Origin of the sequence: Pseudomonas sp. PS01303 (assembly GCF_029959385.1) — a bacterium.
Taxonomy (GTDB): domain Bacteria; phylum Pseudomonadota; class Gammaproteobacteria; order Pseudomonadales; family Pseudomonadaceae; genus Aquipseudomonas; species Aquipseudomonas rustica.
Genome location: NZ_JASCPK010000016.1, coordinates 52,639 through 66,949, shown reverse-complemented (window position 1 = coordinate 66,949; position 14,311 = coordinate 52,639). Strand labels below are relative to the sequence as shown.

The 14,311-nt window shown below is 58.4% G+C and carries 15 protein-coding genes and 1 tRNA gene; 10 read left to right on the top strand and 6 right to left on the bottom strand.

Annotated features, from left to right (window positions below; all coding sequences use genetic code 11):
- Positions 1-158: 158 nt before the first annotated feature.
- The 6 genes from QMX93_RS08100 to queA all read right to left on the bottom strand — a co-directional run bounded on the left by QMX93_RS08100 (position 159) and on the right by queA (position 6,262).
- On the bottom strand, positions 159-707 hold the full coding sequence (locus QMX93_RS08100) for a glycine zipper 2TM domain-containing protein (protein WP_053123539.1): 549 nt from the start codon (positions 705-707) through the stop codon (positions 159-161).
- Positions 708-827: 120 nt separating this feature from the next.
- Positions 828-1,742 (bottom strand): protein translocase subunit SecF, encoded by a 915-nt coding sequence (secF, locus tag QMX93_RS08095; RefSeq protein ID WP_053123541.1) that lies wholly within the window; start codon positions 1,740-1,742, stop codon positions 828-830.
- Between the two features lie 9 nt (positions 1,743-1,751).
- Positions 1,752-3,620, bottom strand: a complete 1,869-nt coding sequence (gene secD, locus QMX93_RS08090; protein ID WP_053123543.1) for a protein translocase subunit SecD — start codon at positions 3,618-3,620, stop codon at positions 1,752-1,754.
- Positions 3,621-3,685: 65 nt separating this feature from the next.
- Complete coding sequence (gene yajC, locus QMX93_RS08085; protein ID WP_003227923.1) at positions 3,686-4,024, bottom strand: preprotein translocase subunit YajC; 339 nt, start codon at positions 4,022-4,024, stop codon at positions 3,686-3,688.
- 43 nt (positions 4,025-4,067) lie between these two features.
- The gene (gene tgt, locus QMX93_RS08080; RefSeq protein WP_164979451.1) at positions 4,068-5,183 is read right to left on the bottom strand and encodes a tRNA guanosine(34) transglycosylase Tgt; all 1,116 of its coding nucleotides are present in this window, start codon (positions 5,181-5,183) and stop codon (positions 4,068-4,070) included.
- 14 nt (positions 5,184-5,197) lie between these two features.
- Positions 5,198-6,262 carry a tRNA preQ1(34) S-adenosylmethionine ribosyltransferase-isomerase QueA gene (queA, locus tag QMX93_RS08075; protein WP_053123547.1) on the bottom strand — a complete coding sequence of 355 codons (1,065 nt, stop codon included), beginning with the start codon at positions 6,260-6,262 and terminating at the stop codon, positions 5,198-5,200.
- A gap of 108 nt (positions 6,263-6,370) precedes the next feature.
- Here queA and QMX93_RS08070 point away from each other — a divergent pair.
- The 10 genes from QMX93_RS08070 to QMX93_RS08025 all read left to right on the top strand — a co-directional run bounded on the left by QMX93_RS08070 (position 6,371) and on the right by QMX93_RS08025 (position 14,286).
- A tRNA-Leu gene (locus tag QMX93_RS08070) sits at positions 6,371-6,455 on the top strand.
- A 164-nt stretch (positions 6,456-6,619) separates the two neighbouring features.
- Positions 6,620-7,861 (top strand): integrase arm-type DNA-binding domain-containing protein, encoded by a 1,242-nt coding sequence (locus tag QMX93_RS08065; protein ID WP_282354422.1) that lies wholly within the window; start codon positions 6,620-6,622, stop codon positions 7,859-7,861.
- Between the two features lie 280 nt (positions 7,862-8,141).
- Positions 8,142-8,981 carry a hypothetical protein gene (locus QMX93_RS08060; protein WP_282354420.1) on the top strand — a complete coding sequence of 280 codons (840 nt, stop codon included), beginning with the start codon at positions 8,142-8,144 and terminating at the stop codon, positions 8,979-8,981.
- A gap of 92 nt (positions 8,982-9,073) precedes the next feature.
- Positions 9,074-9,394 carry an AlpA family phage regulatory protein gene (locus QMX93_RS08055; RefSeq protein WP_282354417.1) on the top strand — a complete coding sequence of 107 codons (321 nt, stop codon included), beginning with the start codon at positions 9,074-9,076 and terminating at the stop codon, positions 9,392-9,394.
- Positions 9,391-9,999, top strand: a complete 609-nt coding sequence (locus QMX93_RS08050; RefSeq protein ID WP_282354415.1) for a hypothetical protein — start codon at positions 9,391-9,393, stop codon at positions 9,997-9,999. The genes QMX93_RS08055 and QMX93_RS08050 overlap by 4 nt, the downstream gene beginning before the upstream one ends.
- The gene (locus tag QMX93_RS08045) at positions 9,996-10,301 is read left to right on the top strand and encodes a hypothetical protein (protein WP_282354413.1); all 306 of its coding nucleotides are present in this window, start codon (positions 9,996-9,998) and stop codon (positions 10,299-10,301) included. The genes QMX93_RS08050 and QMX93_RS08045 overlap by 4 nt, the downstream gene beginning before the upstream one ends.
- 373 nt (positions 10,302-10,674) lie before the next feature.
- A complete protein-coding gene (locus QMX93_RS08040) occupies positions 10,675-10,833 on the top strand; it encodes a hypothetical protein (protein ID WP_282354411.1) in 159 nt (52 codons plus the stop codon).
- Positions 10,830-11,114: a hypothetical protein gene (locus QMX93_RS08035; protein WP_282354408.1), complete on the top strand. Its 285-nt coding sequence runs from the start codon at positions 10,830-10,832 to the stop codon at positions 11,112-11,114. Before QMX93_RS08040 ends, QMX93_RS08035 begins: the two co-directional genes overlap by 4 nt.
- The gene (locus tag QMX93_RS08030) at positions 11,111-11,383 is read left to right on the top strand and encodes a DUF3077 domain-containing protein (protein ID WP_210701343.1); all 273 of its coding nucleotides are present in this window, start codon (positions 11,111-11,113) and stop codon (positions 11,381-11,383) included. The genes QMX93_RS08035 and QMX93_RS08030 overlap by 4 nt, the downstream gene beginning before the upstream one ends.
- Positions 11,380-14,286, top strand: coding sequence for a DUF927 domain-containing protein (locus QMX93_RS08025; protein WP_282354397.1), 2,907 nt, complete (start codon positions 11,380-11,382; stop codon positions 14,284-14,286). The genes QMX93_RS08030 and QMX93_RS08025 overlap by 4 nt, the downstream gene beginning before the upstream one ends.
- Positions 14,287-14,311 lie beyond the last annotated feature (25 nt).

Below are 14,311 nucleotides of genomic sequence, written 5' to 3'. Positions count from 1 at the left end.
GGGCTTGCTCGCGAATGCGGTTTATCATTCTGAATAGATGCCGGATGATCCACCGCTTTCGCGAGCAAGCCCGCTCCCACAGGGAGTCACGGCGTAGCCAAAATCGCGGGCACAAAAAAAGCACCCCGCAGGGTGCTTCTTTCTAAACGATCGGCCTGTTACTGGCCCGGCTCGTTCTGCGACAGAATCAACTTACCTTCCTTGTCGACCGGAATCTGGTTGCCCGGATCACGATCCATGCGCACTTTGCCTTCCTTGCCATCCAGCGAATAACGCACGTCATAACCAACGACCTTGTCGCTGATGTCATTCACCGTGTTGCAGCGGGTTTGCGTGGTGGTGTAGGTGTCGCGATTCTGCATACCTTCCTGCACCTTGTTACCAGCATAACCGCCACCAACTGCGCCAGCGACCGTGGCAATTTTCTTGCCGGTGCCGCCGCCAATTTGATTACCCAACAGACCACCTGCCAGTGCACCGACTACCGTACCGGCAATCTGGTGCTGATCTTTTACAGGCGCCTGGCGAGTGACCGTTACATCCTTGCACACTTCACGTGGTGTCTTGATCTGTGTCTTGACCGGCTCAACGGCCAAAACCTGCGCATACTCAGGGCCGCTTTTAACCAGGCTGTAGGTGGCAACAGCACCCCCGGCAGTGACACCGACAGCACCCAATACCGCACCAACCAGCAACGACTTGTTCACATGAACCTCCTGACCATCACATGCGGGACGCGCCCGCGCTTCTCCCAGCCTTGGAGCATAAAAAAAGGCGCGAGTTCAACTCGCGCCTTTTTTGGCTGACAACCGGGAAAACGCTACGCGTTATGGACGGTCGTCGACTTCCTTCTCAGTGTTTGCAGGAGGAATCAGGTCTTCTGTGCTCAGGTTCAGCCAGATCAGCACCACGTTGGCGATGTAGATCGACGAGTAAGTACCCGCCAATACACCAATGAACAGTGCGATGGAGAAACCGAACAGGTTATCGCCACCGAAGAACAGCAGTGCCGCAATCGCCAGCAACGTCGAGATCGAGGTCGCCATGGTGCGCAGCAGGGTTTGCGTGGTCGAGATGTTGATGTTCTCGATCAGCGTCGCCTTGCGCAGGACACGGAAGTTCTCACGCACCCGGTCGAATACGACGATGGTGTCGTTCAGCGAGTAACCGATGATCGCCAGTACCGCCGCCAGTACCGTCAGGTCGAAAGTGATCTGGAAGAACGACAGGATACCGATGGTCACGATCACGTCGTGGATCAGCGAAACAATGGCGCCAACCGCGAATTTCCACTGAAAGCGGAAAGCCAGGTAGATCAGGATGCCGCCGAGCGCCAGCAGCATGCCGAGGCCGCCCTGGTCGCGCAGCTCTTCACCGACCTGCGGGCCAACGAACTCGACGCGCTTGACCGTCGCCGGGTTGTCACCGCCGAGCTTCTGCAGCGCTTGCGCGACCTGATGGCCCAGCTGCGGGTCTTCACCCGGCATGCGCACCAGCAAATCGGTGGTTGCACCGAAGCTCTGCACGATGGCTTCGTGGTAACCGGAAGTTACCAGCTCTTCACGCACCTTGGTGACGTCGGCCGGACGCTCGTAGGTCAGCTCGATGAGCGTACCGCCGGTGAAGTCCAGGCCCCAGTTCATGCCCTTGGTAGCGACACTGAACAAGGCCAGCAAGGTGAGGAATACTGTGACGCCGAACGCGAAGTTGCGAACGCCCATGAAGTTGATTGTACGTAACATGGCAGCCCCTTAAATCCACAACTTCTTGAAGTCACGTCCGCCAAAGATCAGGTTGACCATTGCGCGGGTCACCATGATGGCCGTGAACATCGAGGTAAAGATCCCGAGGGACATGGTCACTGCGAAACCTTTGACCGGGCCGGTGCCCATGGCAAAGAGAATCCCGCCAACCAACAGAGTTGTCAGGTTGGCGTCGAGAATCGCGGTGAATGCCCGGCCGAAGCCTTCGTTGATTGCACGCTGCACGGTCATGCCGGCGGCGATCTCTTCACGGATCCGCGAGAAGATCAGCACGTTGGCGTCGACCGCCATACCCATGGTCAGCACGATACCGGCGATACCTGGCAGGGTCAGTGTTGCCCCCAGCAGCGACATCAAGGCCAGCAGCAACACCATGTTCACTGCCAGTGCGACAGTCGCGATGATGCCGAAGAAGCGGTAGATGGCGATGATGAACAGCGACACGAACAGCATGCCCCACAGCGACGCATCGATACCTTTGGTGATGTTGTCAGCACCCAGGCTCGGGCCGATTGTGCGCTCTTCAGCGAAGTACATCGGTGCAGCCAGACCACCGGCACGCAGCAGCAGTGCCAGCTCGGACGACTCGCCCTGACCGTTCAGGCCAGTGATGCGGAACTGAGCACCCAGCGGCGACTGAATGGTCGCCAGGCTGATGATCTTCTTCTCTTCTTTAAACGTTTGCACCGCGACGTCTTTTTCGACGCCGTCGACCATCTGCTTGACGTAGGTGGTCACCGGACGCTGCTCGATGAAGATCACCGCCATGCTGCGACCGACGTTCGAACGGGTTGCGCGGCTCATCAGCTCGCCACCGTGACCATCCAGACGGATGTTCACTTCAGGCGTGCCGTGCTCGCCAAAACCGGCCTTGGCGTCAGTGACTTGGTCACCGGTGATGATCAGACCACGTTCGATCTGCGCAGCGGGACGATTGCCTTCACGGAACTCGAAAGTCTCGGAAGTGGCTTTCGAAGCACCCGGCTCTGCAGCCAGACGGAACTCAAGGTTGGCCGTCTTGCCGAGAATACGCTTGGCTTCGGCAGTGTCCTGCACGCCTGGCAGCTCAACCACGATGCGGTTGGCGCCCTGACGCTGGACGATCGGTTCGGCAACACCCAGCTCGTTGACGCGGTTACGTACCGTGGTCAAGTTCTGCTTGATGGAGTATTCACGGATTTCCGCCAGCTTCGCCGGGGTCATCGCCAGACGCAGTACCGGTTGACCGTTGAGATCGGCCGGAACAATGTCGAAATCGTTGAAGTTCTTGCGGATCAGAGCACGAGCCTGTTCGCGGGAGTCTTCATCACTGAAGCCCAACTGAATGGCGCCATTGAGTTGCGGCAGGCTGCGATAACGCAGTTTCTCTTTGCGCAGCAGGCTCTTGACGTCGCCTTCGTAGACTTTCAGGCGTGCATCGAGGGCTTTATCCATGTCCACTTCCAGCAGGAAGTGCACACCACCGGACAAGTCCAGACCCAGCTTCATCGGGTGCGCGCCCAGATTGCGCAGCCATTGCGGGGTGGTCTGTGCCAGGTTCAGCGCAACGACGTAGTCATCACCCAATGCCTTGCGCACAACGTCTTTGGCCGGCAGCTGATCTTCAGCCTTGGTCAGACGGATCAGACCGCCCTTGCCGTTGGCTGCCAGCGTGGCTGCCTTGACGTTGATCCCGGATTCCTTGAGCGCAGTGCTCACGCGATCCAGATCAGCCTGATTGACTTGCAGCGCAGTGCTTGCACCGCTGACCTGAATGGCCGGGTCATCAGGATAAAGATTGGGAGCGGAATAAATCAGACCGACCGCCAGCACCGCCAGGATCAGAATGTATTTCCACAGAGGGTATTTGTTCAGCATCACGCCGCCCGTTATGAACGCGGGGCGCCTTGCGCGCCCCGTCGATTGAGTAGAAGTTGTTACCTTTAGATCGCTTTCAGCGTGCCTTTTGGCAGCGTGGCGGCGATGGCGCCTTTCTGGAATTTCATTTCGACGGTGTCGGAAACTTCCAGAACCACGAAGTCATCGGCAACTTTGGTGATCTTGCCGGCGATGCCGCCAGTGGTCACAACTTCGTCGCCCTTCGCAAGGCTGCTCAGCAGGTTCTTCTGCTCTTTGGCGCGCTTGGCCTGTGGACGCCAGATCATCAGGTAGAAGATGACCAGGAAACCGACCAGGAAAATCCACTCGAAACCGCCGCCCATTGGGCCAGCAGCAGCCGGTGCAGCCGCGTCAGCCATGGCGTTAGAGATAAAAAAGCTCATTTAGCACTCCAGTTGCAAATGTTGAATCTTGGGGTCAGAAAACTCAGTCCAAAGGCGGAACGGGGAGCCCGCGTTTGGCGTAGAAGGCATCGACAAAGGCGGCCAATGTACCCTGTTGAATAGCCTCGCGCAAACCAGCCATCAGCACCTGATAATGGCGCAAGTTATGGATGGTATTGAGCATGCTTCCCAGCATTTCGCCGCACTTGTCCAGGTGATGCAGATAAGCGCGGGAGAAGTTCTGGCAGGTATAGCAATCGCAGGTCGGATCCAGCGGCGATTCATCATGGCGATGGAACGCGTTACGGATCTTCAGCACGCCGGTATCAATGAACAGATGCCCATTGCGGGCATTACGGGTTGGCATCACGCAATCGAACATGTCCACACCGCGGCGCACACCCTCAACCAGATCTTCCGGTTTGCCAACGCCCATAAGGTAACGAGGTTTGTCAGCCGGCATCATGCCCGGCAGATAATCCAATACTTTGATCATCTCGTGCTTCGGCTCGCCGACCGACAGACCGCCAATGGCCAGGCCATCGAAACCGATCTTGTCGAGGCCTTCGAGCGAGCGCTTGCGCAGATCCTGGTGCATACCGCCCTGCACGATACCGAACAACGCTGCGGTGTTTTCACCGTGGGCATTTTTCGAGCGCTGAGCCCAACGCAACGAAAGCTCCATCGATACGCGCGCGACATCTTCGTCAGCCGGGTACGGCGTGCATTCGTCGAAAATCATCACAACGTCCGAGCCCAGATCGCGCTGAACCTGCATCGATTCTTCCGGGCCCATGAACACTTTGGCGCCGTCGACCGGGGAGGCGAAGGTCACGCCCTCCTCCTTGATCTTGCGCATCGCGCCGAGGCTGAACACCTGAAAACCGCCGGAGTCGGTGAGGATCGGGCCTTTCCACTGCATGAAATCGTGTAGGTCGCCGTGCTCCTTGATCACTTGAGTGCCAGGACGCAGCCACAAGTGGAAGGTGTTGCCCAGAATCATCTCTGCGCCCGTGGCGACGATGTCACGCGGCAACATGCCCTTGACCGTGCCGTACGTGCCCACTGGCATGAACGCCGGGGTCTCGACGGTGCCACGCGGGAAGGTCAGGCGACCACGACGGGCCTTGCCATCGGTGGCAAGGAGCTCAAAGGACATGCGACATTCGCGACTCATTCTGTTTCCTCTGGGCCGGTTTCTTTAGGGGCAGTAGGTGCGGGGTTACGGGTGATGAACATCGCATCACCGTAGCTGAAAAAGCGGTAACCGTTGTCGACGGCAGCCTTGTAGGCGGCCATGGTTTCGGGATAACCGGCAAATGCCGAAACCAGCATCAACAGCGTGGATTCCGGCAAATGGAAGTTGGTCACCAGGGCATCGACCACATGGAACGGCCGGCCCGGGAAGATAAAGATATCGGTGTCGCCACTGAACGGCTTGAGCACGCCATCGCGCGCAGCACTTTCCAGCGAACGCACGCTGGTGGTGCCGACAGCAATCACCCGACCACCACGCGCACGACACGCAGCCACCGCATCAACCACGTCCTGGCCGACTTCCAGCCACTCGGTGTGCATGTGGTGATCTTCAAGCTTCTCGACGCGAACAGGCTGGAAGGTACCGGCGCCCACGTGCAGCGTGACGAACGTAGTCTCGACGCCTTTCGCAGCAATGGCCTCCATCAGCGACTGATCGAAATGCAGCCCCGCCGTCGGCGCCGCCACCGCACCCAGACGCTCGGCGTACACGGTCTGATAACGCTCGCGATCCGAACCTTCGTCCGGACGGTCTATATAAGGAGGCAGCGGCATGTGCCCGACGCGGTCGAGCAGCGGCAACACTTCTTCAGCGAAGGCCAGCTCGAACAACGCGTCGTGACGCGCGATCATTTCCGCTTCGCCACCGCCGTCGATGAGGATCTTCGAACCTGGCTTCGGCGACTTGCTGGAGCGTACATGGGCCAGCACGCGGTGCGTATCGAGCACGCGTTCGACGAGGATTTCCAGCTTGCCGCCGGACGCTTTCTGCCCGAACAGCCGCGCCGGAATCACGCGGGTATTGTTGAACACCATCAAATCGCCCGGGCGCAAATGCTCAAGCAAATCAGTGAATTGACGGTGTGCGAGGGCGCCGCTCGGCCCATCAAGGGTCAGCAGGCGACTACCGCGACGCTCGGCCAAAGGGTGGCGAGCGATCAGCGAATCAGGGAGCTCGAAAGTAAAGTCAGCAACACGCATGATGGGGTTCGTCTAGCAGGGCCCGAAAGTTTAGCGGAAATATCGAAAATAGACCATGAAACGTGATTGACCAACGGTAATCTCATCTCTATACTTCGCCGCCATTGAGCCCTGATGGCGGAATTGGTAGACGCGGCGGATTCAAAATCCGTTTTCGAAAGGAGTGGGAGTTCGAGTCTCCCTCGGGGCACCATATAGCTGTATCTGAGAGTCTCTACCAGTCTCTCAGACCCAAAGAAACCGGCCACTTGGCCGGTTTTTTTGTGTCTGTCTGTCTATCCCTGTCCATCCTTATCCGTTGTATCCCTGTATCCCTGCTTGTATCCTGAGAAAAGTACCGAACTTTGGGATACAAGGATGAAGCGCGCAGACATCAAGCGTCGGCCTCTCGCAGATACCACACTCGCTGGATTGGAGCCGGAATCAAAGGAATATAGAGAGCTGGATGGAAATGGCCTCTACTTCAGGGTCAAGCCTGATGGAGGCAAATCCTGGCAGCTCCGCTATAAACGCCCGGCGGGTAATTGGGCGTGGATGGGGCTGGGGGGTTACCCAGAAGTAAGCGGCGCGCTAGCAAGAGACAAAGCTGCCGAGCTGCGTAAAGTAGTGAGTAGTGGCGCTGATCCCCTCGAACAAAAGCGATCAGCAAAAGCGGCAATCGATGCAGCTAAAACTCGAACCTTCCGAGCGGCTGCCGACGCTTGGCTAAAGGCGAAAGAAGAAAAGGGCCTGGCCCCGTCCACCCTAAATAAGATTCGCACATACCTCGACAAGGACATTCTCCCAGCGCTCGGGGACAAACCTCTCGACGAAATCACCCGGACAGATTGCGCAGATCTGCAGGCATCCATAGAAGCGAGAGACGCTCACAACGTTGCGGAAAAGTGTCGCACCTGGATTAATCAAATCTTCGGTCGAGCTATTGGATTAGGCTTGACCGAGAACGACCCGGGAAGCCGACTTCGCGATATCGCCGCTCAAGCACCGAAAACCCAACAGCATCCTCATTTGCTGGAACCTGAACTTGGCGACTTTCTGATCGCGCTAAAACATACACCCAGCAGACTAACAGCCCGAACCGCAGCATGGCTCTGCATATGGACGGCATCGAGACCGGGAATGGTCCGCTTGGCCGAATGGAAAGAGTTCGACCTTGATAAAGCCATCTGGACGACACCGGCCGCCAAAATGAAGATGCGCAGGGATTTCGTGTGCCCACTTCCTAAGCAGGCGCTATCCGCTCTAAAAGAACTCCAATGTCTAACAGGGCGCGGTCGGTGGTTGTTTCCCGGCGTCGGAGCCAAGAACCCGACAATCAGTGAAAACACCATTAACAAAGTCTTTGCGACGGTTGGCTATAAAGGTCGCTTGGTCGGCCATGGAACTCGCCACACCGCTAGTACTTTGCTGAGGGAACACGGGTGGCCAAAAGAGCACGTAGAAGCGCAGCTAGCTCACAAAGAAGAGGGAATCTCTGGGATCTACAACAAGGCTCAATATCTCGATCACAGAGTGAAGATGATGCAATGGTATGCGGATTACCTAGATCAGTTGGCTGCTCGGAATGTCACTCACGCCCCCCTTGATGAGGTGGTATGAGCGCGTACATCCGTACCCCCTCCAAAAGCGGTGTTACAGGTGTTACGCGTGTAACGACCTATACGAAACGCCTGAATTCATTGGCTTTCACGTCAGTTACACGAATGAGCGGTCGCCCCTGCACCCGGTGTAACGCAGCCCAAACGTGTAACGCCAGAACAATCCCTCGTCCGCTGCGGGCCGACCTCCAGCGCTCGCCTGAAAAGGGGCTTTCGCTGGTTACGCTTGCAAAACATAGGGCGCGGGATCAAGCGTTGCACGTTCCTGGAGATGCTGGACAATGACTCATGATCAGATCATTGCTCACTCAGCATTAACGTCTGGCCTCAGGGGCTACCTGTCAGATCAATCGCTTTACGCACTGTGCCGCGAACAACTTACTGACGTGTGTTATTTGATCGATCAGTGCTGTCTGCGTGTCCAGACTGGCGGCATCGATAGCGATCTCAGCAGCATGTGCATCAAGACGACCGAGCATGAAGAAACCATTTTCCAGTACGCCTCTACCGACCACAAAGCGCGCCTTGCACACTGGGTTCGCCAATACAGCAACTGTTACGCCGCTTCAGAGCGAGAGGCGCATGCGGCCTACATCATGGCCTGCGCTGTGAAGGCACTCGGAGTCTTGGCCGATTGGATGCACGAAGCCGATCAGAAGATCTGGTCATATGTGTCGAAGCTTCCGACCGACTGGCCGTGGGATTTCTACTGCAATTTTGTGGAGACCCAGATTGATCCCGAAGAGCGCATTGAGGCGCTCGATCAATATGCACTTTATCTGCAACCGATTACCTCACTGCCCTGCCTAATCGATGATGAGCTGACTCCCGTCGCTGATCGGGCGATCAAGAACGTCATTCGCACGAAAGGCGGCATCATCAGCGGGATAGAGCGCGCTCAAGAAATGAGTGCACGCGACGCGGCAATCACTAAACAGGGCCGCCACTACTCGGCGAGCGGTATGTCAAAGAGGGACATCACCACGAAGGTGCTTTCATGGCTGAAAACGGAGGTCGCAAAACCACCCGCACAGCGCCCAGAGTGGATCGCCCTTGAAACTGAAAAGGCGTTGTCGCGCAAAAGCGTAGAGGTGATTCTCAAACGCAACTTCGTGGTGTAAACCTGAAATTTCAAATGGAAGTGAACTGCTCACCGCCGCTCAATCGCTAGACCATTGCTCTCGTCAGTCCAAACCAATCGAGAGCAATACCAATGACAAAGAACATCGCCCAATTCACCGCTCCAACCTTCTCGAATCTTGCCAGTCCTTTCGACTCCGCTTCCGCCGTACCCGACTTAGCCACTCCGGTTGACCCCACCACCACCCTCATCAGAATGCCGCGTCTTGAGATCGCTACGGGACTCAAGCGCTCGACTCTCTACAAGTTGATGCAGTGCCCTGAAAGTGGTTTTCCACGACCGGTCAAACTGAGCAACAGCAACGCACGTGGCGCGCCGGTTGCCTGGGTATTTTCTGAAGTGCAGAGCTGGGTCAAAAGCCGTATTGAAGCGCGCGATCAGGTGGCCGCATGAAGCGCAACTTCAGCCGATTCAAAGGCCCATTTCTCGACTCGTATAGCATCGGATTCAGCCTCTATCAGCCCGGCGCGATCAACTGGCGTCATCGCACCATCGCGGGCGTGAGCTGGAACGGCGAAGAGCAGGAAGCGTTCTTTTTCACCCCTGACGGTCTCGTGCTTCCACTCAAAGCCAACCCTTGGGAGCTTCCAGAACTGATCCGCAAAAATGCGGTGCGCAGAGATTTTTCAAGCGTCCACGGCACCGGCCATTTCGCGATGAGCCAAAGCCGCCTCGCTTCACTGAAAACGCGAGGCATGACCGACTGGGTCACCTACTGGCTGGTGGATCAATCGGCTGGGTACGCGAACGATCCGGCGGTATGGCAACGCATCACGGATGAGGATCTCGCCGTGGAAAAGACCGCTACAGAGAATCTTCACAAAAGCATGCGCTTGACCTCGGATCTGACCGAGTACGTGGATGAGTGCCTAGCACAGCGTCGCGATGTGATGGCCATCGAATACCGCCGACGTTGCGCCGAAGACAGCAAGATCTTGGCTTGGCTCAAAGGCGAAACACCACCGCCGCTGTTTGCCTTCGCGCGGGAGGCAGCATGAGCCGGAAGATCGCCGATAACGCTTTGATGCATCCGTTTTCGGTGCTGCGCCGAATTGGCTTTTCGCCCCGCCTCATGCAACGCCTTGAGCGCTACCGCAGCCAACAGGACAAGCAAGGTCGTGTGGTCAGCGTACTCAGCTGGGCCGACGGCACCTGGTGCGCCTTGTCCATGCACTGCGAAAAAATCGGAGCCGTGATCGCCGACGAAGGCCAGCAAACGCAAGCCTACGAAGACGCCCGCTCGATGCTCAGCGGCGGTTTTCTACCCCTCCTATCCCTGCGCTGGGAAGCCCATGCCTGAAACGAAAACGCCTCCGGGGGCGATCCGGAGGCGTTGAGGTCAATCTACATGCACGAACAATTTATGCCGCACCTGAAAAAACCGCAAGCCATCAGCGCAGTTGCACTTTCCAAAAACGGACGTTACTCTTCGGCCGTCGCTGCAAACTCAGCGACCGGGCTTGGTAACCCGTTGAACAATAGGCGCAACAGCGCCCATATCTCTTTTGCAGGCGCTTTTTTTACGCCCGCAATTTCGTTTTATGGCGGCTGTGCGTGGGAGACCTTCGGGTCTGCCGGGTTCCTATTGTCCCGGTTTACCAACCTGCGCACAGCTGCCACCCATTCGCTTGGTAACGAACGTGGCAGCTCCTCAACAATAGGAGCTTCGCCAGATGCACGCCCTCAATCCGTTCAAAAATCGCGCCGCTGCACACCGTGCAATGGCTCTCGCCGCTTTACACGCCAACTCCAGCCTCGCTACACGTCTCTCCCGCTACAACAGCCACATGGCCAAAGCCCGCGCGCTCGAAACCGCAGGCGGTGCCCAATGAACAACGCCCTGAGTTTTGCCCTCCCTGAAGATCTGCTTTGCGTTAACCCTGCCGCAAGCGCCGGAGTGCCAATTGACGCCATCACCTGCGCCATTGATCGTGCCGACTCGGTGCTGACGCTGCTGGAGGATCACTTCGAAAGCGAATCCTCGCGCCTCGCCAATCATGTGATCGCCGCCGTCCTCTGGGACGTGCGCGGCACTCTCGGCTTGATCAAAACCCTCACCTTGCACGGTGACAACACCTCGATTCCGGCCGCGCAGAAAGGTGGTGCGCTATGACCACCTCTACCACCCTGGGTCACGCCACCTTTACTCGCGTGAATGCCACCGACTTGAAGTTGTTCCGGGTCAATGCCGGAGTACCGGTCGAGGATGCACTGGAGATGGTTTCCCTGCTGCAGCATCACGCCAACCAGCTCAACTTCGACGCCGCCATGAGCGACAGCGGCGAGCGTTTCAGTTGGCCTGCTCTATATCTTGGCGAGATGGCCAAAGCGCTGATCGACGACATCAACGACGCGCTGTTTCTGCCGAGGGCTGACACATGAGCCAACGCCCGAACAACAACACAAAACGCCCAAGCTTCGCCGACGTGAAAGCCGCCGCGCTGAAAGACATTGATCGTGTCCTGTCGCACTGGCTGCCCAACGGCAAGCGCGTCGATGGCGGCAAGGAATACACCGCCCCGAATCCGACCCGCAGCGATAAGCGCGCAGGTTCGCTCAAGATCAATTTAAGCAAGGGCACATGGGCCGACTTCGCTACCGGTGACAAGGGCGGCGACCTGATCGATCTGGTGCGCTATCTGGACGGCGGGACGGACGTCGAAGCCTGCAATAAACTGGCAGACCTGCTCAACGTATCGCCCGGCGCCGCCAACGCGAAGCCAGCGCCTGCCAAGGCAAAAGCGCCTGAGTGGAGTGCCATTCAGCCGATCCCGGCCGAGGCCATGAACAAGTGCCCGGCCAAGCATCGGCAGCACGGCGTGCCGTCCAAGGTGTGGATCTACCGTGATGCTCAGGGCCAGCCGCTAATGGCGCTCTACCGCTTCGACCTTGCCCCTGACGAGGATGGCAAACCGAAGAAGGTCTTTGCACCCCTGACATGGTGTCAGCGCACCGATGGCCAAACCACGCAATGGCGCTGGCAGGGTCTGCCCGATCCGCGTCCACTGCTGCGCCTTAATGAGCTCGTCCAACGCGCTGACGCACCGGTTGTACTCTGCGAAGGCGAGAAAGCTGCCGATGCCGCCGCAGAACTGATGCCGGACCACGTGGCCACCTGCTGGCCGAACGGTTCCAACTCCTGGCACAAAGCCGACCTGACACCGCTCAAAGGTCGCGACGTGTTGTTGTGGCCAGACAATGACGTCAGCGGCACAGCCTGCATGGAAACCGTAGCCAACAAGCTTCGCGAGATCGGCGCCGCGTCGGTACGAGTCATCGCTCTGGAGGTGTTCAAGCGCAAGCCCACGCTGAAGAACGGGGCCGCTGACTTCGCCAAAGGTGGTCAATGGGACGACGGCGACGATGCAGCCGATGCACTTGCCAAAGGCTGGACAGCGCCCCACTTCGCCAAACTGAAAAGCAGCGGTGAACTGTTCGGTTTGGTTGTGGAAAAGTCGGAGCCTGAGCAGGCCAAGGCTAATCCAGAACCGAAGGCAAAAGCAGCAGCCAAGCGTCCCTCGAAGCCAAAGAATGACCTGATGCCCGGTGGTTTTCGCCTCACGTCCGAAGGCGTCTTTTATGCGAGCGACGACGGCGAAGCGCGGCCAGTGTGCTCGCCTCTGGAAATCCTTGCCCGCACTCGCGACGACAAAGGCCAGAACTGGGGCCTGCTGGTCGAGTTCGACGATCCCGACGGCGCCAAAAAACGCTGGAACATTCCGGCGCGAACCATGACAGGCGACTTCGGCAAGGACGTACTTGGCCCATTGGTAGACATGGGGCTGCGTCTGGCCGGAAGTCGGTCCGGACGCAATGCACGCAACGACCTGCAAAGTTACCTCGGCGGCTTCGACAGCGCGCAACGGGCACGACTGGTCACGCGTTTGGGTTGGCACGAAAGCGCCTTTCTTCTGCCCGAGCAGCAGGTCGGCGCACACAGCGAACACCTGCACTTCTACGAAGCCGGCTCTCAGCTTCCGCCGATCAGCGAAGCGGGTACGCTCGAGCAATGGCAAGAGCAGATCGGCGCACTGTGCGTTGGCAATCATCGCTTGGCGTTCGTCGTCGGCGTGGCCTTTGCTGGCCCGCTGCTGCACATGCTGGGCCATGAATCCGGTGGCTTTCACTTGTACGGCGACAGCTCCGGCGGCAAGACCACGCACCTGCAAGTTGCCGCCTCGATCTACGGCGGCCCGCGTCTGGTGCGTTCGTGGCGCTCCACCGACAACGCGCTGGAATCCATCGCAGCCGCGCATTCCGACGGCCTTTTGGTGTTGGATGAAATCGGCATGTGCGATCCACGCATCATCGGCGAGACGGTTTACATGCTCGGTAACGGCACCGGCAAGGCACGCGCCAATGACCGAGGCCAAGCAGGCCGACAGGTACAAGAGTGGCGTTTGCTGTTTCTCTCCACTGGCGAGAAGACACTGGCCCAGCACATGGCAGAAGCCAACAAGGAGCTGAAAGCGGGTATGGAGGTGCGCATGCTCGCGGTCCCGGCCGATGCGAGCAAAGGCCTCGGCATGTTCGACACGCTCAACGGCTTTGAAGATGCGGCGGCACTCGCCGACGCGCTCAAGGCTCGGGTAGCGAAGTATTACGGCACACCGCTTACCGCCTTTCTCACGGCGCTGTGCGAACCGGGCAAGCGCCACGGTTGGTCCGCCATCCTGCGCCGCACGCTTGAAGGGTTTATCACCCAGTCGCTACCGGCCTCGGCCAGCGGACAGGCACACCGTGCAGCCGCTCGCTTCGGCCTCGCGGCCGCAGCGGGTGAGCTGGCCACCGCGATGGGGATCACCGGCTGGCCGGACGGGACAGCCACCACCGCCGCTCGCGTGTGCCTGAACGCATGGATGAATGAGCGTGGCGGTGCCGGTAACTTCGAGGGCGATGCGATCTTGGCGCGGCTGCGCCAGGTCATCGAGCGCTTCGGCGAAAGCAGGTTCACCCGCTGGGAATCGGCAGCGGCAAAGATCGACGAACACGGCCCGCGCACCATCGACCGTCTCGGTTTTCGCAAGACGCTGGAGCACGGCCTGGGCGACTCCCTGCACACCACCAACACCTATTACGTACTACCAGAACTATGGCGCTCGGAGATCTTCCGGGGCATGAACATCACTGCGGTGAACAAGGAGCTGCTACAGCGTGGCGTTCTTGAGCCGGGAGGTGATGGCAAGGCGTCGAGTTTGATCCGGTTGCCCGGCTTAGGCACGCAACGCTGCTATGTCGTGAAGACGATTCCGGGAATGGATGAGAGCGAGGCTCGGGCTGCCTGAGGGCATCTCTGCTGATCGAGGTAGC

What these genes read in the sequence shown, in the direction of transcription:
- secF (WP_053123541.1), bottom strand. Translation starts at nt 1,742, where the DNA reads ATGTTACGTACAATCAACTTCATGGGCGTTCGCAACTTCGCGTTCGGC.
- secD (WP_053123543.1), bottom strand. Translation starts at nt 3,620, where the DNA reads ATGCTGAACAAATACCCTCTGTGGAAATACATTCTGATCCTGGCGGTG.
- queA (WP_053123547.1), bottom strand. Translation starts at nt 6,262, where the DNA reads ATGCGTGTTGCTGACTTTACTTTCGAGCTCCCTGATTCGCTGATCGCT.
- yajC (WP_003227923.1), bottom strand. Translation starts at nt 4,024, where the DNA reads ATGAGCTTTTTTATCTCTAACGCCATGGCTGACGCGGCTGCACCGGCT.
- QMX93_RS08030 (WP_210701343.1), top strand. Translation starts at nt 11,111, where the DNA reads ATGACCACCTCTACCACCCTGGGTCACGCCACCTTTACTCGCGTGAAT.
- QMX93_RS08025 (WP_282354397.1), top strand. Translation starts at nt 11,380, where the DNA reads ATGAGCCAACGCCCGAACAACAACACAAAACGCCCAAGCTTCGCCGAC.
- QMX93_RS08060 (WP_282354420.1), top strand. Translation starts at nt 8,142, where the DNA reads ATGACTCATGATCAGATCATTGCTCACTCAGCATTAACGTCTGGCCTC.
- QMX93_RS08065 (WP_282354422.1), top strand. Translation starts at nt 6,620, where the DNA reads ATGAAGCGCGCAGACATCAAGCGTCGGCCTCTCGCAGATACCACACTC.
- tgt (WP_164979451.1), bottom strand. Translation starts at nt 5,183, where the DNA reads ATGTCCTTTGAGCTCCTTGCCACCGATGGCAAGGCCCGTCGTGGTCGC.
- QMX93_RS08045 (WP_282354413.1), top strand. Translation starts at nt 9,996, where the DNA reads ATGAGCCGGAAGATCGCCGATAACGCTTTGATGCATCCGTTTTCGGTG.
- QMX93_RS08055 (WP_282354417.1), top strand. Translation starts at nt 9,074, where the DNA reads ATGACAAAGAACATCGCCCAATTCACCGCTCCAACCTTCTCGAATCTT.
- QMX93_RS08040 (WP_282354411.1), top strand. Translation starts at nt 10,675, where the DNA reads ATGCACGCCCTCAATCCGTTCAAAAATCGCGCCGCTGCACACCGTGCA.
- QMX93_RS08035 (WP_282354408.1), top strand. Translation starts at nt 10,830, where the DNA reads ATGAACAACGCCCTGAGTTTTGCCCTCCCTGAAGATCTGCTTTGCGTT.
- QMX93_RS08050 (WP_282354415.1), top strand. Translation starts at nt 9,391, where the DNA reads ATGAAGCGCAACTTCAGCCGATTCAAAGGCCCATTTCTCGACTCGTAT.